The sequence below is a fragment of the Stutzerimonas chloritidismutans genome (assembly GCF_020783375.1).
In the GTDB taxonomy this organism is placed as follows: domain Bacteria; phylum Pseudomonadota; class Gammaproteobacteria; order Pseudomonadales; family Pseudomonadaceae; genus Stutzerimonas; species Stutzerimonas kunmingensis.
Genome location: NZ_CP086067.1, coordinates 1083097 through 1100612, shown reverse-complemented (window position 1 = coordinate 1100612; position 17516 = coordinate 1083097). Strand labels below are relative to the sequence as shown.

At 63.8% G+C, this 17516-nt stretch carries 16 protein-coding genes; 12 read left to right on the top strand and 4 right to left on the bottom strand.

The features are described 5' to 3' along the window. The first annotated feature begins 39 nt into the window (after positions 1-39). From gcl to pyk, 5 genes are all read left to right on the top strand, one after another. Positions 40-1821 carry a glyoxylate carboligase gene (gene gcl / locus LLJ08_RS05035; RefSeq protein ID WP_228208359.1) on the top strand — a complete coding sequence of 594 codons (1782 nt, stop codon included), beginning with the start codon at positions 40-42 and terminating at the stop codon, positions 1819-1821. Positions 1822-2035: 214 nt separating this feature from the next. Next, a complete protein-coding gene (gene hyi / locus LLJ08_RS05030; RefSeq protein WP_228208358.1) occupies positions 2036-2818 on the top strand; it encodes a hydroxypyruvate isomerase in 783 nt (260 codons plus the stop codon). A gap of 28 nt (positions 2819-2846) precedes the next feature. Then, entirely contained in the window at positions 2847-3737 is an 891-nt protein-coding gene (locus LLJ08_RS05025; RefSeq protein ID WP_228208357.1) for a 2-hydroxy-3-oxopropionate reductase, read from the top strand. Between the two features lie 327 nt (positions 3738-4064). Continuing rightward, complete coding sequence (locus tag LLJ08_RS05020) at positions 4065-5336, top strand: glycerate kinase type-2 family protein (protein ID WP_228208356.1); 1272 nt, start codon at positions 4065-4067, stop codon at positions 5334-5336. Positions 5337-5368: 32 nt separating this feature from the next. Continuing rightward, positions 5369-6784, top strand: a complete 1416-nt coding sequence (pyk, locus tag LLJ08_RS05015; protein WP_228208355.1) for a pyruvate kinase — start codon at positions 5369-5371, stop codon at positions 6782-6784. Between the two features lie 35 nt (positions 6785-6819). Here pyk and LLJ08_RS05010 read toward each other — a convergent pair whose 3' ends face one another. Beyond that, on the bottom strand, positions 6820-7044 hold the full coding sequence (locus LLJ08_RS05010; protein WP_003285107.1) for a DUF2188 domain-containing protein: 225 nt from the start codon (positions 7042-7044) through the stop codon (positions 6820-6822). 272 nt (positions 7045-7316) lie between these two features. On the opposite strand from LLJ08_RS05010, the gene hmpA reads away from it, so the two are divergent. The 4 genes from hmpA to pncB all read left to right on the top strand — a co-directional run bounded on the left by hmpA (position 7317) and on the right by pncB (position 10677). Next, on the top strand, positions 7317-8495 hold the full coding sequence (gene hmpA, locus LLJ08_RS05005) for an NO-inducible flavohemoprotein (RefSeq protein WP_228208354.1): 1179 nt from the start codon (positions 7317-7319) through the stop codon (positions 8493-8495). Between the two features lie 51 nt (positions 8496-8546). Next, positions 8547-8780, top strand: a complete 234-nt coding sequence (locus LLJ08_RS05000) for a hypothetical protein (protein ID WP_014819394.1) — start codon at positions 8547-8549, stop codon at positions 8778-8780. A gap of 234 nt (positions 8781-9014) precedes the next feature. Continuing rightward, positions 9015-9185, top strand: coding sequence for a con-10 family general stress protein (locus tag LLJ08_RS04995; protein ID WP_003299895.1), 171 nt, complete (start codon positions 9015-9017; stop codon positions 9183-9185). 289 nt (positions 9186-9474) lie between these two features. Next, on the top strand, positions 9475-10677 hold the full coding sequence (gene pncB / locus LLJ08_RS04990) for a nicotinate phosphoribosyltransferase (protein ID WP_228208353.1): 1203 nt from the start codon (positions 9475-9477) through the stop codon (positions 10675-10677). A gap of 3 nt (positions 10678-10680) precedes the next feature. On the opposite strand, the gene LLJ08_RS04985 is transcribed toward pncB, so the two are convergent. After that, positions 10681-11877 carry a GGDEF domain-containing protein gene (locus tag LLJ08_RS04985; protein ID WP_044314352.1) on the bottom strand — a complete coding sequence of 399 codons (1197 nt, stop codon included), beginning with the start codon at positions 11875-11877 and terminating at the stop codon, positions 10681-10683. A 338-nt stretch (positions 11878-12215) separates the two neighbouring features. On the opposite strand from LLJ08_RS04985, the gene LLJ08_RS04980 reads away from it, so the two are divergent. Further along, a complete protein-coding gene (locus tag LLJ08_RS04980) occupies positions 12216-14126 on the top strand; it encodes an autotransporter domain-containing SGNH/GDSL hydrolase family protein (RefSeq protein ID WP_228208352.1) in 1911 nt (636 codons plus the stop codon). Positions 14127-14181: 55 nt separating this feature from the next. Here LLJ08_RS04980 and LLJ08_RS04975 read toward each other — a convergent pair whose 3' ends face one another. Continuing rightward, on the bottom strand, positions 14182-15087 hold the full coding sequence (locus LLJ08_RS04975) for a hypothetical protein (protein WP_023444114.1): 906 nt from the start codon (positions 15085-15087) through the stop codon (positions 14182-14184). Positions 15088-15446: 359 nt separating this feature from the next. On the opposite strand from LLJ08_RS04975, the gene LLJ08_RS04970 reads away from it, so the two are divergent. Next, the gene (locus tag LLJ08_RS04970; protein WP_023444113.1) at positions 15447-15713 is read left to right on the top strand and encodes a hypothetical protein; all 267 of its coding nucleotides are present in this window, start codon (positions 15447-15449) and stop codon (positions 15711-15713) included. A gap of 4 nt (positions 15714-15717) precedes the next feature. Here the strand turns inward: LLJ08_RS04970 and LLJ08_RS04965 are convergent, their stop codons facing one another. After that, a complete protein-coding gene (locus tag LLJ08_RS04965) occupies positions 15718-16608 on the bottom strand; it encodes a LysR family transcriptional regulator ArgP (protein ID WP_256445908.1) in 891 nt (296 codons plus the stop codon). A gap of 90 nt (positions 16609-16698) precedes the next feature. On the opposite strand from LLJ08_RS04965, the gene LLJ08_RS04960 reads away from it, so the two are divergent. Then, positions 16699-17307 carry a LysE/ArgO family amino acid transporter gene (locus LLJ08_RS04960; RefSeq protein ID WP_090522230.1) on the top strand — a complete coding sequence of 203 codons (609 nt, stop codon included), beginning with the start codon at positions 16699-16701 and terminating at the stop codon, positions 17305-17307. Positions 17308-17516: the final 209 nt, after the last annotated feature.

Here is a 17516-nt window from a genome sequence, read left to right as displayed (position 1 = left end):
GAGCCACGTAGAAAAACTATCGAATAAGAGGAGTGGTCCATGGCCCGCATGAGAGCAATCGACGCCGCCGTCGCGGTATTGCGCAAGGAAGGCATCGACACCGCCTTCGGCATTCCCGGTGCCGCGATCAACCCGCTGTATTCTGCCCTGCGAGCCGACGGCAGCATCCGCCACATCCTCGCCCGCCACGTCGAGGGTGCCTCGCACATGGCCGAGGGCTATACCCGTGCCAAGCCAGGCAACATCGGCGTGTGCATCGGCACCTCCGGCCCGGCCGGCACCGACATGATCACCGGCCTCTATTCCGCTTCGGCCGATTCGATCCCGATCCTCTGCATCACCGGCCAGGCGCCGCGTGCCAAGCTGCACAAGGAGGACTTTCAGGCCGTCGATATCGAAGCCATTGCCAAGCCGGTGACCAAGTGGGCGGTTACCGTTCGCGAACCGGCGTTGGTGCCGCGCGTGTTCCAGCAGGCCTTCCATGTGATGCGCTCGGGGCGTCCCGGACCGGTGCTGATCGACCTGCCGTTCGATGTGCAGATGGGCGAGATCGAATTCGACATCGACACCTACGAGCCGCTCGCCGTGTACAAGCCGGCGGCGACCCGCAAGCAGATCGAGAAGGCCATCGACATGCTCTGCGCCGCCGAGCGCCCGCTGATCGTCGCCGGCGGCGGCATCTACAACGCCGCGGCAGAAACCTTGCTGGTGGAGTTCGCCGAGACCGTGGGCGTGCCGGTGATCCCGACGCTGATGGGCTGGGGCTCGATCCCCGACGACCACCCGCTGATGGCCGGCATGTGCGGCCTGCAGACCAGCCACCGCTACGGCAACGCGACGATGCTGGAATCCGACTTCGTGCTCGGCATCGGCAACCGCTGGGCCAACCGCCACACCGGCTCGGTGGAAACCTATACCAAGGGCCGCACCTTCGTTCACGTCGACATCGAGCCGACCCAGATCGGCCGGGTATTCGCGCCGGACTACGGAATCGTCTCCGACGCCCGTGCCGCGCTCGAGTTGTTTGTCGAGGTTGCGAGGCAGCGCAAGGCCGAAGGTCGTCTGCCGGATCGCCGCGCCTGGGCCGCCGACTGCCTGGAACGCAAACGCACAATGTTGCGCAAGACCAACTTCGACAGCGTGCCGATGAAGCCGCAGCGCGTGTACCAGTGCATGAACAACGCATTCGGCAAGGACACCTGCTACGTCAGCACCATCGGCCTGTCGCAGATCGCCGCCGCGCAGTTCCTGCACGTTTACCAGCCGCGCCACTGGATCAATTGCGGCCAGGCCGGCCCGCTCGGCTGGACCATTCCGGCAGCGCTCGGCGTGGTTGCCGCGGACCCGGCGCGCAAAGTAGTGGCGCTTTCGGGTGACTATGACTTCCAGTTCATGATCGAGGAACTGGCCGTGGGCGCGCAGTTCAAGCTGCCCTACATCCACATCCTGGTGAACAACGCCTACCTCGGGCTGATCCGCCAGTCGCAGCGCGGTTTCGAGATGGATTACTGCGTGCAGCTCGGTTTCGAGAACATCAATGCCGACCAGAGCGGCATGGAAGGCTACGGCGTCGATCACGTCGCGGTGGTCGAGGGGCTGGGCTGCAAAGCACTGCGCGTGTTCAAGCAGGAAGACCTGCGCCCGGCCATCGAACAGGCCCAGGCCTGGATGGCCGAGCATCAGGTGCCGGTGGTGATCGAGGTGATCCTCGAGCGGGTGACCAACATCGCCATGGGCACCGAGATCGACGCAATCAACGAGTTCGAGGCGCTGGCCGCAGGCCGGGAAGACGCGCCGACGGCGGTTGGGCTGTTGGACTGATTCGCCCGTAACCACAACCGCGTGGAAGACGCTTCGCGTCTTCCACGGGGCGGCCACCCGTCCTACCGGCCGCCGCAGTTATCAGCGACGGGCACCGAAGCAACCGTAGGGTGGATATGCGAAGCATATCCACCGCAACGTAACAACCAGGGTGGTCACCACACCACCGCAATGCAGAACCGAATTTGATCCCTACAGATCAGGAGAGAGAACCATGCCCCGCTTTGCCGCCAATCTGTCCATGCTGTTCACCGAGGTCGATTTCCTTGACCGCTTTGCCGCCGCTGCCGAAGCCGGCTTTACCGGCGTCGAATACCTGTTCCCCTACGACTACCCGGCCGAGGAGATCAAGGCCCGGCTGGACGCCAACCAGCTGACCCAGGTGCTATTCAACCTGCCGGCCGGCGACTGGGCCGGTGGCGAGCGCGGCATCGCCATCCTGCCGGAGCGGGTCGAGGAATTCCGCGCCGGCGTGGACCAGGCCATCGCCTACGCCAAGGTGCTGGGCAACACCCAGGTCAACTGCCTGGCCGGCATTGCTCCGCGTGGCGCCGACCTCGGCCAGCTGGAAATGACCTTTATCGAAAACCTGCGCTACGCCGCGCAGAAGCTCGAGGAAGCCGGCATTCGCCTGGTAATGGAGATGATCAACACTCGCGACATCCCGCGCTTCTTCCTCAACAACACCTCTCAGGCGCAGGAGATTCGCGGCAAGGTCGGTCACGCCAACCTGTTCCTGCAGTACGACATCTACCACATGCAGATCATGGAGGGAGACCTGGCGCGGACCATCGAGAACAACCTGGCGGCCATCAACCATATCCAGCTGGCGGACAACCCCGGGCGTAACGAGCCGGGCACCGGCGAGATCAACTATCGCTTCCTGTTCGAGCATCTGGATCGCATCGGCTACCAGGGCTGGGTCGGCTGCGAGTACAAGCCGGCCACCAGCACCGCCGAAGGCCTCGCCTGGCTGAAGACACACAACGCCATCTGACCCGAACAGAATTTGAGGAGAAACGACCATGGCTAAGATCGGATTTATCGGCACCGGAATCATGGGCAAACCCATGGCAAGCAACCTGCAGAACGCAGGCCACCAGATATTCCTTTCCGAACATCATGACAAGGCACCCGCCGACCTGGTGCAGGCCGGCGCCATCGCCCTGGCCACCCCGCAGGAAGTCGGGCAGGAGGCCGAGTTCACCATCGTCATGGTGCCGGATACCCCGCAGGTTGAAGACGTGCTGTTCCGCGACCAGGGCATCGCCGCTGGCGTCGGCCCGGGCAAGGTGGTGATCGACATGAGTTCGATCTCCCCCAGCGCCACCAAGCAGTTCGCCGAGAAGATCAAGGCGAGCGGCGCCGAGTACCTCGACGCCCCGGTATCCGGCGGTGAGGTCGGCGCCAAGGCCGGCAGCCTGTCGATCATGGCCGGCGGCAGCGAAGCGGCCTTCGAGCGCGCCCTGCCGCTGTTCCAGGCGATGGGCAAGAACATCACCCGCGTCGGCGAGAACGGCGACGGCCAGACCGCCAAGGTGGCCAACCAGATCATCGTCGCGCTGAACATTCAGGCGGTCGCTGAGGCCCTGCTGTTCGCCGCGAAGAATGGCGCCGACCCGGCCAAGGTGCGCGAGGCGCTAATGGGCGGCTTTGCCGGCTCGAAGATTCTCGAAGTGCACGGCGAGCGCATGATCAAGGGCACCTTCGATCCGGGCTTCCGCATCAGCCTGCACCAGAAGGACCTCAACCTCGCCCTGGCCGGCGCCCGCGAGCTGGGCCTCAACCTGCCCAACACCGCCAACGCCCAGCAGGTGTTCAGCACCTGCGCAGCCATCGGCGGCAGCGGCTGGGACCACTCGGCACTGATCAAGGGCCTGGAGCACATGGCCAATTTCTCGATCCGCAAGGAGTAAAGCCTTCGAGCGCACTGAGTCGGGCCTGCGCCCCCACCTTCAGGGACAGACAGACCAGGTGGTGGGGTCAGCGCAACGCTCGGCACCAGTGATGCTCAAAGGGTTGGTGTGCAGGTACGCGGGGTCGGAATCATCGCGTCTCCCCCACGACCAGGGCCCCGCGCGCCTGCACAGCAACCGCCGTCTGCGGACGGCACCTTTTCGATTCGCCCGGCACAAGGAGTCACGGCCCGACTGCCGGGCGGGTCGATTTCAACCCTTAGCGCTTGCATTGCCGAGCCCTAAGGTCTGCAATCGGCCTCTGCAAAAAGACCCAAGGAGCCAGAGATGCCCATCGATCCCCAAGCCCTGCTGCGCCAGCTGTTCGATAGCGCCATCGAGGCCGCCCATCCGCGCCATGTGCTCGCCGACCATCTGCCCGAAGACCGCAGCGGCCGAGCCATCGTCATCGGCGCCGGCAAGGCGGCTGCGGCCATGGCCGAAGCCATTGAGCAGGTCTGGGAAGGCGAACTCTCCGGCCTGGTGGTGACCCGCTATGAACATCACGCCGACTGCCGCCGCATCGAGGTGGTGGAGGCCGCACACCCGGTGCCGGACGATGCCGGCGAGCGCGTCGCACGCCGCGTACTGGAGCTGGTCAGCAACCTCGAGGAAAGCGACCGGGTGATCTTCCTGCTTTCCGGCGGCGGTTCCTCGCTGTTGGCACTGCCAGCCGAGGGCATCTCTCTGGCCGACAAGCAGGCGATCAACAAGGCGCTGCTGCGTTCCGGCGCGCACATCGGCGAGATGAACTGCGTGCGCAAGCATCTCTCGGCGATCAAGGGCGGCCGCCTGGCCAGGGCCTGCTGGCCGGCGAGCGTATACACCTATGCGATTTCCGACGTGCCCGGCGACGAAGCCACGGTGATCGCCTCCGGCCCGACCGTCGCCGATCCGACCACATCGGCGCAAGCACTGGAGATCCTCGAGCGCTACCACATCAAGGTGCCGGCCAACGTGCGCGCCTGGCTCGAAGACCCGCGCTCGGAAACCCTCAAGCCGGGCGACCCGATGCTCTCGCGCAGCCACTTCCAGCTAATCGCCACGCCGCAGCAGTCGCTCGATGCGGCAGCCGAAGTAGCCCGTTCCGCCGGTATCACCCCGTTGATCCTCGGCGACCTGGAAGGCGAAGCGCGTGAGGTGGCCAAGGTGCATGCCGGCATTGCACGCCAGGTGGTGCTGCACGGCCAGCCGATCGCCGCGCCCTGCGTAATTCTCTCCGGCGGCGAGACCACGGTGACCGTGCGCGGCATCGGCCGTGGCGGACGCAACGCCGAATTCCTGCTTGCCCTCACCGAAAGCCTGCAAGGCCTGCCCGGTGTATACGCCCTGGCCGGCGACACCGATGGCATCGACGGTTCCGAGGACAACGCCGGCGCACTGATGACCCCGGACAGCTTCGCGCGCGCCGAAGCACAGGGCCTGCGTGCCGCCGATGCGCTGGCCAACAACGACGGCTATGGCTACTTCGCCGCGCTGGACAGCCTGATCGTTACCGGTCCGACGCGTACCAACGTCAACGATTTCCGCGCCATCCTGATTCTGCCGCCCTCGGCCTAGACCGAGGACGCTCACCTGCCAGCGAGCCCGCCATGAAACCCGACAAGAAGGTCAAGATACTTGCCACCCTCGGCCCCACCACCCGCAGCATCGATGATGTACGGGCGCTGGTCGCGGCAGGGGTCAACCTGTTCCGCCTGAACTTCAGCCATGGCGAGCACGCCGACCATGCCAAGCGCTTCGCCTGGATTCGCGAGGTGGAACGTGAGCTGAACCAACCGATCGGCATCCTCATGGACCTGCAAGGGCCCAAGCTCAGGGTCGGCCGCTTCGCCGAGGGCAAGGTACGCCTGGAACGCGACCAGGCCTTTCGCCTGGATCTGGACCCGACACCGGGCGACAGACAGCGGGTCAACCTGCCGCACCCGGAAATCATCGCCGCGCTGGAACCCGGCATGCAGCTGCTGATCGACGATGGCCGCCTGCGTCTGACGGTCACCGCGCGCCACAGCGATGCCATCGAAACCCGCGTGGTCGCCGGCGGCGAGCTGTCCGACCGCAAGGGCGTCAACGTGCCGGAAGCAGTGCTGGAGCTTAGCCCGCTGACGGAGAAGGATCGCCGCGACCTGGCTTTCGGCCTTGAACTGGGCGTGGATTGGGTGGCCCTGTCCTTCGTCCAGCGCCCACAGGACATACACGAGGCGCGCAAGCTGATCGGTGAGCGCGCCTTCCTCATGGCCAAGATCGAGAAACCTTCGGCGGTGCAGCACCTGCGCGAGATCGCGCGGCTGTCCGACGCGATCATGGTCGCGCGTGGCGACCTCGGCGTGGAGGTGCCGCCGGAGAATGTGCCACGCATTCAGAAGAACATCGTGCGCATCTGCCGCCAGCTCGGCCGCCCGGTGGTGGTGGCGACGCAGATGCTCGAATCCATGCGCTTCGCCCCGGCGCCGACGCGCGCCGAGGTCACCGACGTGGCCAACGCGGTCGCCGAGGGTGCAGACGCGGTGATGCTGTCGGCGGAAACCGCTTCGGGCGACTACCCGCTGGAAGCGGTGAGCATGATGAGCAAGATCATCCGCCAGGTCGAAGGCGGCCCGGATTTCCAGGCCCAGCTCGATGTGCACCGACCGAATGCCGAGGCAACGCTGCCGGATGCCATCAGCTGCGCAATCCGCCGCATCAGTGGCATCCTGCCGATTGCGGTGCTGGTCAATTACACCGAATCAGGCCGCTCCAGCCTGCGAGCCTCGCGCGAGCGCCCGGCCACGCCGATCCTAAGCCTGACGCCGAGCACCGCCACCGCGCGCAAGCTCACGGTGGCCTGGGGCGTGTATTCGGTGGTGGATGCACCGATGCGCGATATGGAGCAGGTCAGCAGCCACGCCCTCGAGCTGGCGCGCGCCCAGGGCATGGCCGGCAGTGGTGACACGGTGCTGATCACCGCTGGCGTGCCGCTCGGCCAACCTGGCACCACCAACACGCTGCGTATCGAAGTCCTCGACTAGGTTGGCAGCCCACCCAGCGCACAATGGCCAAGCGGTCAGCCCTTGGTCTCCAGCGGGTTCTGCTCCTGCGGGTAGCGATGCTCCTCCTCGATGCTGCCGTCGTCGCCGTGGACGTTCACCAGCGCAGTACGCAGCTTCATGTAGTCGCGCGTCTCATCGAGAATGTCCTGTCGATTCCCGGCTTCGAGCAACGCGCGCTGATCGCCTTCTTCGCGTAGCACCCAGCGGTCATCTTCGTGGGTGATGTGGTAGATCTCCATGGCCCTCTCTCCTGCTGTTGAATGAAATATCGCGGATTGCCCCTAGTAAGAAAGCTGCCAGCGGGCGAGGTTCGATCGTCACCGCCAAGGTGATTTAGACCCTTTAAGGTCCATATCACCATGGAAAGCCAAGGTTCTTTTTACCTCGCACATCGTGGAAACCTTGATTCAAGTCAATTTTCGACCTGGAACGATTGTTGAAAGCCTCTATGGCAGAACGTTTCGTGTTCGCCCCGGAATACAGGACGACTTTCCCATCAGAGGAGTTAGCAATGCTTTGCGCTGAACAGACTGCCCTTATCAGAGCCACCGTGCCGCTGCTGGAAAGCGGCGGCGAGGCCTTGACCACCCATTTCTACAACCTACTGCTCAGTGAACATCCCGAAGTGCGCCCGCTGTTCAATCAGGCCCACCAGGCCAGCGGTGAACAGCCGCGTGCACTGGCCAACGGCGTGCTGATGTATGCCAAACACATCGACCGCCTCGACGCCCTCGGCCCGCTGGTCGCTCAGATCATCAACAAGCATGTCGCGCTGCAGGTACTGCCCGAGCATTACCCGCTGGTTGGCTCCTGCCTGCTGCGGGCGATCCGCGAAGTGCTCGGCGACGAGATCGCTACCGACGCCGTGATCGACGCCTGGGGCGCCGCCTATCAGCAACTCGCCAACATCCTTATCGGTCAGGAGGAGAATCTCTACCAGACCAAGGCCGAGGCGGATGGTGGCTGGCGGGGGGCGCGGCGTTTTCGCATTGCGCGCAAGACCGTCGAAAGCGCAGAGATCACCTCCTTTCACCTGCAGCCGGAAGATGGCGGCGCGTTGATGGACTTTCTGCCCGGCCAGTACATCGGCCTGCGCCTGGAGGTCGACGGCAAGGAGGTGCGCCGCAACTACTCGCTGTCCGCCGCCAGCAATGGCAGCGAATACCGCATCAGCGTCAAGCGCGAGCCCGGCGGCGTCGCCTCGAACGCGCTGCATGCCATGCCCGAAGGTGCCGTGCTGGAGCTGTTCGCGCCGGCTGGCGAGTTCACCCTCGAACCGGGCGACAAGCCCCTGGTGCTGATCAGCGGCGGCGTCGGTATCACGCCTACCCTGGCGATGCTGGAACAGGCTCTGGCCAGCGCACGACCGGTGCACTTCATCCACTGCGCGCGCAATGCCGGCGTGCATGCGTTCCGCCGCAGCGTGGACGCGCTGGCCGAGCGTCACGCCCAGCTCAAGCGTTTCTACTGCTATGAGGAGCACGACGGCGCAGATGCCGCGCCGGATGCCGTTGGCCGCCTGACCGAGCAACAGCTTGGCAGGTGGCTACCGGAAGACCGTGACGTGGACGCCTATTTCCTCGGGCCGAAACCCTTCATGGCTGCCGTCCGCCGCCAGCTGAAGTCACTCGGTGTGCCGGAACAGCAAACCCGCTACGAGTTCTTCGGACCCGCTTCGGCACTCGATTGATCCATTCGGAGGCTCGCCCGGCGCGAGCCTCTCCCCGAAGGAGATTCAGTCATGCTTTATCACTCAGCTTCTCCACAACGCCTGATGGGCGCCGCAAATGCGCTCATGGTCGCAGGCATACTGCTCCTGCTGCTGGGCATCAGCGGCGCCTACCTGTTCGATCGACATCTGGCGATGGGCAGCATCATCGCGGCCCATGCGCTGGTCATCCTCGGCCCCACGGCGCTGAAGATCGGCTACGTGATGCGCCTTCTGGCCGAGCGCAAGACGAAACTTGCGGCCTGAGGCGCGGTTGGATAAGTCCGCACTCGGATAATCGTAATTCGTTCCTGCAACTTTGCCGCTTCGCCTGTAATTTCAGTCCGCCATAGTCATACGCAACATGGGGAAAACCATTCGTCTACACTTTTGAATTCACCGAAACTCTTGTCTGAAGTCTTCCTCTGACACTGTGAGGCTGATTGATCTCTCTCTTTCAGCCGTTTGTGAACGTGTCTATCCAATTGAGGAGAAAAACACATGGCAAATAGTAATCCTGGCAACTTCGCCAACGATCGAGAGAAAGCTTCCGAGGCCGGCCGCAAGGGTGGTCACAACAGCGGCGGCAACTTCGCCAACGACCGCGAGAAGGCCTCCGAGGCCGGCCGCAAGGGTGGCCAGAACAGCCACGGCGGTGGCCGCAGCAGCTAAAATCTGAAGAAATGAAGAAGGGCAGGCGCCGTACGGCCCTGCCCTTCTTCATTTCTCCATTCAATCCTTTAAGCGAATAATCAAAAAACGAAATTGCAAAGTAATGCGATATTGCTATCCGAACGATATATAGCCGGCAGAATTATATTTATAAGCCGTTTGCGCAAAGCGACGGCCAGGCAGAAGCTGACATCTGCGGTTATTTTATTCATTCCCAACTTATAACGATGACCTGCATCCCTTGCCGTTTGTCGATATCATCGACAGGCATTTCAAGCTGGAGCGGTCGATGAACAGCAGCGCCTTTTCCGAACGAATCGTCCAGAGCCTGCTGGATACCGATTTCTACAAGCTCACCATGATGCAGGCGGTGCTGCATCACTATCCGAACGCGGAGGTGGAGTGGGCATTCCGCAGCCGCTCCGGTGAGGACCTGACGCCCTACCTCGACGAGATCCGCCAGCAGATCGAGGCGCTTGCCGAGCTGCAGATGACAACCGAGGAGCTGGCCTACCTCGAGCGTATCCCCTACATGCAGCCCGACTTCATCCGCTTCCTCGGTTTGTTCCGTTTCGATCTGCGTTATCTGCAGGTGAGCATCGAGGACGGCGAGCTGGTGATGCACCTGCGCGGCCCCTGGCTTCATGTGATCCTGTTCGAAGTGCCGCTGCTCGCCATTGTCAGCGAGGTGCGCAACCGTGCGCGCTACCCGGCGGTGACGCTGGCCCAAGCGCGCGACCGGCTGAATGAGAAGCTGCACTGGCTACGCGGCCAGGCCAGCAGCGACGAACTGGCCAGCTTCACCCTGGCGGACTTCGGCACACGCCGTCGTTTCTCCTTTGCCGTACAGGCGATGGTGGTGGACCGACTGCAATGCGATTTTCCCGGCCGGTTCGCCGGTACCAGCAATGTGCATCTGGCACGCACGCGGAATGTGAAGCCGATGGGCACCATGGCCCATGAGTGGATCATGGCGCACCAGCAACTCGGCCCGCGGCTGATCGACAGCCAGGTTGCGGCGCTGGACTGCTGGGTTCGCGAATATCGTGGGGCATTGGGCATCGCGCTCACCGACTGCATCACCATGGATGCTTTCCTGCGCGATTTCGATCTGTACTTCGCCAAGCTGTTCGACGGCCTGCGTCATGACTCTGGCGACCCTCTGCTGTGGGCAGAGAAGGCCATCGCGCATTACCAGCGCCTGGGTATCGATCCGAAAACCCGCCAGCTGATCTTCTCCGATGGCCTGGACCTGGCCAGAGCGCTGGAACTCCATCGCGCGCTGATCGGGCGCAGCAATCCGAGTTTCGGCATCGGCACCGGACTGACCTGCGACATCCCAGGCGTGGAGCCGACCAACATGGTCATCAAGATGACCGCCTGCAATGGCCAGCCAGTGGCGAAGATTTCCGACTCGCCGGGCAAGACCATGTGCCGCGATGAGGCATTCGTCAGCTACATGCGGCACGTCTTCGGCTTGGCCAATGGCTGACGACTAGCCTCCCACGGCGAATGCCCGGGGCGGCTGCACAGCCTCCGGCTCCATGGCGCAGAGGCGATTGCGCCCGCTCGTCTTGGCGCAGTACATGCGCTTATCCGCCAGCTCCAGCAGGTCACGGTAGTCCGCGACCTGATCGCAACGGCGCTCGGCCAACCCGATGCTCGCCGTTAGCGGCGCACCGTCCGGCCGCACGCCGAGGCCCTGGCCAATGATGCGCTCGAGCGCCATGTGCGCCTGCTGCATGTCGGTCTCCGGCATGATCAGCAGGAACTCCTCGCCGCCCCAGCGCAGCAGGCTGTCGGAGCCTCGCAGCGTCGCCACCAGACGCCTGGCCGCCTCGCGCAGGACCTGATCGCCGGACTCATGGCCATGGTTGTCGTTGATCGACTTGAAGTGGTCGAGGTCGATGAAAGCCAGCGCCAGCGGACCATCCTTGCGCTGTGCGCTGTCCCACTGCAACCGGAGGATCTCCTCTCCGCTGCCGCGGGAGAAAACCCCGGTGAGCGGGTCGCGGATGGCCTGGCGCACCAGCGCGAACATGAACGCCAGCTGGCTCATGCTGGCCAGGCTGGCGACGCCGGCGATCAGGATCAACAGCCAGAAGGCACCGGCGAACGACGGCCAGTTCAGCGTCGCCCAGCTGAGATAGCCAGCCAGCGCCTGGGCCAGCAGCAACAGGCTGGAGAGCACCAGATTCTCCACCAGGGTCAGCGGGAAAATGGTCAGCCCGGCCATCAGCACGAATGGTAGAAAGGCGTAGCCGGCGCCGACCACGGCAGAGAACTGCGCCAGTTGATAGCTGCCGAGCAAGGTATGCGAGGCGATGTAGAAGATGGTCGGAATGGCGAACAGGATCGCGATCGCCCGATAGGCGTCCAGCAGATTGCCGCTCGGACGGTAGAACAGCAGCAGGCAGGTGAACGCCAGGCACGCCATCATCCGAAAACCGGCCAGCGCCGCCCACAGCTTGGGCTCGAACACCATCAGATCGATCAAACTCCACAGCGGGGTGAGCACTGCGAAAAGAAAGGCGAACAGGCGAACGCGGTTGACAATCAGGGTCGCGCGGCGCTGGCAGAGCAGCAGTGGATGGCGTCGCGGGCTCAGCAGATGGCGAAGCTCGCTGGGCTTGAGCTCGCTGGGCAGCAACGAGCTCAGGCGACTGCGCAGCAGGTCGAGAATCGATGGCATTTATTATTGTGCTCCCAGGCAGGGAAGGTTTCTTTACAACCGGCGGTTCGGACGCCGCCGGCTGCTTTCATATCCGTCTCAAAGAAGATCACCGTTCGCCGGTGCATCGGACGTCCACAGAAGCGCAAGCGCGGCGAATGGTATCAGTTGGCCACCAACAACCCTTGAGCCAGGACAATGAAATCGAAGCTGCAAATAACTCCTAAGAACGATCTACCGTTCGGAAAAATCGCCCTTTTGGGCGCTTATACCCGCTGGCGGCTCCCAATAGCGTGGCCGGATCGCCCGCGCATGTGCGAGCGATGCATCCAAACTAAAAGAACAATAAGGAGTTACCCGTGCAGAGCGCCCTCAAACCGCTTGCGGCAGCCGTTCTACTCACCTGCGCGACAGACGCGGCCATCGCCAATGACGGCCCGTTCAGTCAGTTCGTCGTGTTCGGCGACTCGCTGAGCGATGCTGGCAACTTTCCCGACCTGCAAAGCCCGACACTCGGGGGCAACCCTACAGGAGGTCTGCGCTTCACCAACCGCACCGGCCCTACCTACGGTGCCGGCGAATATATCGGCGAGGTCGGCACGCAACGCCTGGCGAGCATGCTGGGCCTTCAATCGTTACCCTCCACGCCGCTGTTACCGGCAGTCCTCACAGGCAATCCGGACGGCACCAACTATGCCGTCGGCGGTTACCGCACCGACCAGATTCTCGATTCGATCACCCTCGACTCAACCGTTTCCGCGGGCGGCTCTACCCGGACCCGGCCCGGCTATCTGGTCGAGAACCCGCGCGTCGACAGCAATGCTCTCTACTACCTGAACGGCGGCGGTAACGACATCTTCCAGCTCGGCACCAACCCGGTCACGATGGCTGACGCCGCCGGTAATCTGGTGGCTGGCGTCGCTGCACTACAGGCCGCGGGCGCGCGCTACATCATCGTCTCCGATCTGCCGGACGTCGGCACCACGCCACTGGGCTTCATCACTGGCCAGGCCGCCACATTCAACTTTCTGAGCGACCAGTTCAACACCGAGCTGGCGAGCCAGCTGCAAGCCCAGGGTGGCAACTACGTGCTGGTGAACAACCGCCTGTTGCTGGCCGAGGTACGTGCTGACCTGGCCGCCTTCGGCTTCGACCCCAACGTGGCGCAGACAGCCGTGTGTTTCGATGCGTCGGGCGGCACCTGCCTGCCGGACCCGACCTACAGCCTCGGCGGCACAGCACCTGATCCTAGCCGCCTGCTGTTCAACGACGCCGTCCATCCAACAACCGCTGTTCATCAGATCAGCGCCGACTACCTGTACTCGATCATTTCCGCGCCCTGGGAAGTATCCCTGCTACCGGAAATGGGCCGCTCGGCACTGCGCGCTCACCTGCAGCAACTGGACAACGAACTGTCTGCGCGGCGCGGCGACTGGCAGGCGGTCGGCGCCTGGCGCACCTTCGTCCAGGGTGGTTACAACCGGCCTGAGTACGACGGTTACGGTGGCGGTGACGGTAGCGGCCTGAGTCTGTCGGTTGGTGTTACCCAGCGTTTGAGTGAGACGTGGCTGACCGGCGTCAGCCTGGGCCTGGCGGAAAACTCGCTGGAACTGGGCAGAAACGACTCCGAGTACGACATGCGCAGCTACCTGGCCACGGCCTTCGCCCGTTACGAGCACCAGCGTCTGTTCGCCGACTTCAGCCTCAGCGCCGGGTATCTGGACTACCACGACCTCAAGCGTACGTTCGCCCTTGGCATCAGCGAGCGCACGGAAAAGGGTGACACCGAAGGCACGCTATGGGGCGCGGCGGCGAAGGCTGGCTTCAACCTGATGCAGCCAGGCGATCAACTCCAGTTCGGCCCATTCGTCGGTGCCAGCTATCAGAAGGTCGAAGTCGACGGTTACAGCGAGCAGGGCGAGCGCTCCACTGCATTGAGCTATGACGATCAGGAACTGGATTCGCTGCGCCTCTCACTCGGCCTGTTCGGCGACTATGCGCTGAGCGAACGCACGCGGCTATTCGGCGAGGTGGCGCGGGAGGTGGAGCGCGAGGACGAGGATCGGCGTGACCTGCGCATGTCGCTGAACAGCGTGTCGGGCAACAGCTTCGAGCTGCCGGGCGCGGTACCGACCGGCGACCAGACGCGCTTCAGCGTGGGCCTGACGCACCGCCTGACGCCCGGTCTGGCGCTGCGCGCCAACTACCATTACCGCGGCAACGATAACCGCGACCACGGAGTGGGGCTGTCACTGGCCTGGGACCTGTAAAGCTCGAAGGACGCAAAGGCCGCCGTCGCGAATACGCGCGGCGGCTCTTACGCGGTTAACGTCCGTCGAGCTGACCTTGCAGATTGGCGATCTGCCCCTGCATGGAATTGATGGTGCGGGTGACCTGAGCCCGGAAGGAGTCGAACTCGGCGGTGTTGATCGCGTTTGGCGCGGGCGCCGGCCGATTGTCCAGCTCGCTGCGCAGCACCAGGATGTCCTGCTCCAGCCGGCTGATCGCCTGACTCTGGTTACCGCCCTGCTTCAGCGCCGCGATGTCCTTGCTCAGGCTGTCGACCCGTCCGGCCAGCTTGCCCTGCTCGTCCAGGGTCGTTTTGAGTGAAGCCTGCTCGCTGCCCAACGCCTTGACGCTCTCTGCCAGTGTCGCAGTACTCCCCTGCTGAGCCTGCAGGTCGGCACCCAGCTGCTCGAGGCGCTTGCCCTGCTCGTCCATGCGCCGATCCTGATTGCCCTGTTTGCCAGTCAGACTCTGCTGTTCGGTAGCAAAGGCCTGCTGCTTGCGGTCAAGATCGATGGCCTGTTGCTCAAGCTGCTTGATGCGCAGTTTCACCGCCTCGCTTTCCGTAGTCACATTGGACTCGGTCGCAACGACTTTCCCGCTGATGTCCTGCAGTCGTCCCGCGGCATCCTCACTGATACGCGCGAAGCTTTCCTGGGTGGCGACCAGCTGCATTTCCAGCATGGCGATCTTCTGATAACTCCACCAGCCGAGCGCGCCAAGGCTGAGGAGCAAGGCCAGCACCATGACCCACAGCGGCGCCGTGCTCACCTTGCCAGCAGTGCTTGCAGGGCGACGTTTCTGGCGGGAGCGCCCGTCATCCACAGGCTCATCGGCGGTTCTGCGGATCGGCTCGAGATCCGGCGCCGGATAGGGCTCCACGCGGTCACGGCCTGCGGTCAGGCTGGGAATGTTGTCCAGTTCGTCGTGAGCATCGTTGCGCATGGGGTACCTTCAATGGCGCGGTGCGAAATACAGCGCGCAGTATAACGATTCAGGGCGTGCCCATCAGTGACGGCGCGCCGGTGGAGCAGATGCACCGTGGTAGAGCAGTGCGCCGCTTGTGATACGTATCACGGTGCATCGAATGGCGCACTCGGCAGGCCCGCGAACAGGCACCACAGCGGTGACCATCGCCGACGGGCAGTCTGCAGGCCTCGCCAGCCGGGCGCTTCGCCTGCCAGATGCAAAAACCGCGCAGCGACGCCGGAAATTGGTACGCCACTTGCTCTGTCTCTCTTGCCAGCGGATAGACACTTCCGACAGGGATGTTGGGCCTTAGGGCAATTCACGAGGAACACAGCATGGAGCTGAACAAGGCGGTTATCGACTGCATGCGCAGCCTGCGACGCAGACTTCGCGATGAGCAGCAACTCGACATCCATCTCGACCAACCGGATGCGGTTACGGCAATGCTTGCCGGGTGCATGAACTCCAACGATGAGCTGACCCGCGAACTCGGACGCCAGCTCGCCGCGTTCAGTGATCGGTTGCCGGCACCACCTCCACCACGCGCGGCCAGCAGCGGCGCCACGGTACGCATTTACCGAGGCCAGCGCGTACTCGCCTGAGCGCTCAATCAACCAGTAACCAGTCGCTGGCGCAACGCACCAGATGCCGGGTCAGCTCGTCGAGCAATTGCCCGCCATTACGCCAGTGATGCCAATACAAAGGCACGTCGATCGGCGGTCCGGACAGCACATCGACCAATTCCCCGCGCGCAAGTTCGCCGCGCACCTGTAACTCCGGCACCAACCCCCAGCCAAGCCCGCTCTGCAGCAGGCGTACGAAACCTTCGGACGACGGGCAGAGGTGATGGACGAACGCCTCTCCCCCGCCGACTGCTGCCATGTAGCGGTGTTGCAGCTGGTCATCCGGGCCGAAGACCACGGCAGGCACCCGAGCCAGATCCGCAGCGGCTGCCGGTGGCTGGAAATGCCGACTGACAAAGACCGGACTGGCCAGCGCGCGATAGCGCATCGCCCCAAGAAACTGACTGCGCGCACCTGCCAGCGGCCGTTCCGCCGCGCACACGCAGGCTGCGACCTCGCCAGCGCGCATGCGCTTGAGCCCGACCGCCTGGTCTTCCACCACATGATCGAGCAGCACCCGATGCTCGGCGCAGAACGACGCCACCGCGCCCGCCCACCAGGTCGCCAGGCTGTCGGCATTCAGGGCAATACGCAATCGCTCGGGCAGGCGATTTTCGTCCAGCGCCGGGACCTGCCCTTGCAGGTCCCGCTCGAGCAAGCGCACCTGCTGCACATGGTTGAGCAATCGTTGACCCAGCTCGGTCGGCCGGGGCGGCGTATCGCGCAGCAGCACCGGCTGGCCGACGCGCGCCTCAAGTAATTTGATCCGCTGGGATATGGCCGATTGCGAAAGCCCCAACGCCTGCGCGGCTCGTTCGAAACCCGCCTGCTCGACAACCGCCGCAAGCGCCGCGAGTAATTTGTAATCGAACATCAGTATTCCTAATGCACCCTGAAGAGAATTTGTTTCTCTTATAACGCCCCGCTGCCCAGACTCACCAGTAAATCAGACGAGGCGTGCGGCATGAATGCAATCTGGCAAAGCTATATCAACGGCCTTCTGGTCGCGGCGGGGCTGATCATGGCGATCGGCGCGCAGAATGCGTTCGTGCTCGCGCAAAGCCTGCGCCGGGAGCACCATCTGCCGGTGGCGGCGCTGTGCATCGTCTGTGACGTACTGTTGGTCAGCGTCGGTGTATTCGGACTGGCAGCGGTGCTGGCGGACAACCCGCTACTGCTGGAGATCACCCGCTGGGGCGGCGTCGCCTTCCTGCTCTGGTACGGTACCCTGGCGCTGCGTCGCGCGTTCAAGCCACAGAGCCTGCGCAGCGCTGATGCGCAGCCGCGACCGCTGCGTGCGGTGCTGTTGGCCGCGCTGGCGGTGACGTTGCTCAATCCGCACGTCTATCTCGATACAGTGGTACTGATCGGCTCACTCGGCGCACAGCAGCCCGAGCCAGGCGCCTACACACTGGGCGCTGCCAGTGCATCGACCCTGTGGTTCATGACCCTGGCGCTCGGTGGCGCCTGGCTTGCACCCTGGCTTGCCCGCCCGCTGACCTGGCGCCTGATCGACCTCGGCGTCGCCGCCATGATGTTCGCGATTGCCGCACAGCTCGCATTCGCCAGCTGACGCCCTGGCGCGCGACAACCGGCCGCGCGCCATTTTTGCAGGTCGCAAGGAACGCCCAGCCCGACGGCGCGGTCCACGCAAGGCGCAGCCAGTTGTTTGCATCCGCTGCTTCGCCTCGCCAACCCCTCTGGAACCTATATTCCATACAGTTGCCGCGTGGTTTTGCCGCAGGTCGGGTGCTATGATCGCTGGCTCGCAGACATGGAGCG

What these genes read in the sequence shown, in the direction of transcription:
- hmpA (WP_228208354.1), top strand. Translation starts at nt 7,317, where the DNA reads ATGCTTTGCGCTGAACAGACTGCCCTTATCAGAGCCACCGTGCCGCTG.
- LLJ08_RS04960 (WP_090522230.1), top strand. Translation starts at nt 16,699, where the DNA reads ATGAATGCAATCTGGCAAAGCTATATCAACGGCCTTCTGGTCGCGGCG.
- hyi (WP_228208358.1), top strand. Translation starts at nt 2,036, where the DNA reads ATGCCCCGCTTTGCCGCCAATCTGTCCATGCTGTTCACCGAGGTCGAT.
- LLJ08_RS04995 (WP_003299895.1), top strand. Translation starts at nt 9,015, where the DNA reads ATGGCAAATAGTAATCCTGGCAACTTCGCCAACGATCGAGAGAAAGCT.
- LLJ08_RS04985 (WP_044314352.1), bottom strand. Translation starts at nt 11,877, where the DNA reads ATGCCATCGATTCTCGACCTGCTGCGCAGTCGCCTGAGCTCGTTGCTG.
- LLJ08_RS05010 (WP_003285107.1), bottom strand. Translation starts at nt 7,044, where the DNA reads ATGGAGATCTACCACATCACCCACGAAGATGACCGCTGGGTGCTACGC.
- LLJ08_RS04965 (WP_256445908.1), bottom strand. Translation starts at nt 16,608, where the DNA reads ATGTTCGATTACAAATTACTCGCGGCGCTTGCGGCGGTTGTCGAGCAG.
- LLJ08_RS05025 (WP_228208357.1), top strand. Translation starts at nt 2,847, where the DNA reads ATGGCTAAGATCGGATTTATCGGCACCGGAATCATGGGCAAACCCATG.
- LLJ08_RS04975 (WP_023444114.1), bottom strand. Translation starts at nt 15,087, where the DNA reads ATGCGCAACGATGCTCACGACGAACTGGACAACATTCCCAGCCTGACC.
- LLJ08_RS04970 (WP_023444113.1), top strand. Translation starts at nt 15,447, where the DNA reads ATGGAGCTGAACAAGGCGGTTATCGACTGCATGCGCAGCCTGCGACGC.
- pncB (WP_228208353.1), top strand. Translation starts at nt 9,475, where the DNA reads ATGAACAGCAGCGCCTTTTCCGAACGAATCGTCCAGAGCCTGCTGGAT.
- pyk (WP_228208355.1), top strand. Translation starts at nt 5,369, where the DNA reads ATGAAACCCGACAAGAAGGTCAAGATACTTGCCACCCTCGGCCCCACC.
- LLJ08_RS05020 (WP_228208356.1), top strand. Translation starts at nt 4,065, where the DNA reads ATGCCCATCGATCCCCAAGCCCTGCTGCGCCAGCTGTTCGATAGCGCC.
- LLJ08_RS05000 (WP_014819394.1), top strand. Translation starts at nt 8,547, where the DNA reads ATGCTTTATCACTCAGCTTCTCCACAACGCCTGATGGGCGCCGCAAAT.
- gcl (WP_228208359.1), top strand. Translation starts at nt 40, where the DNA reads ATGGCCCGCATGAGAGCAATCGACGCCGCCGTCGCGGTATTGCGCAAG.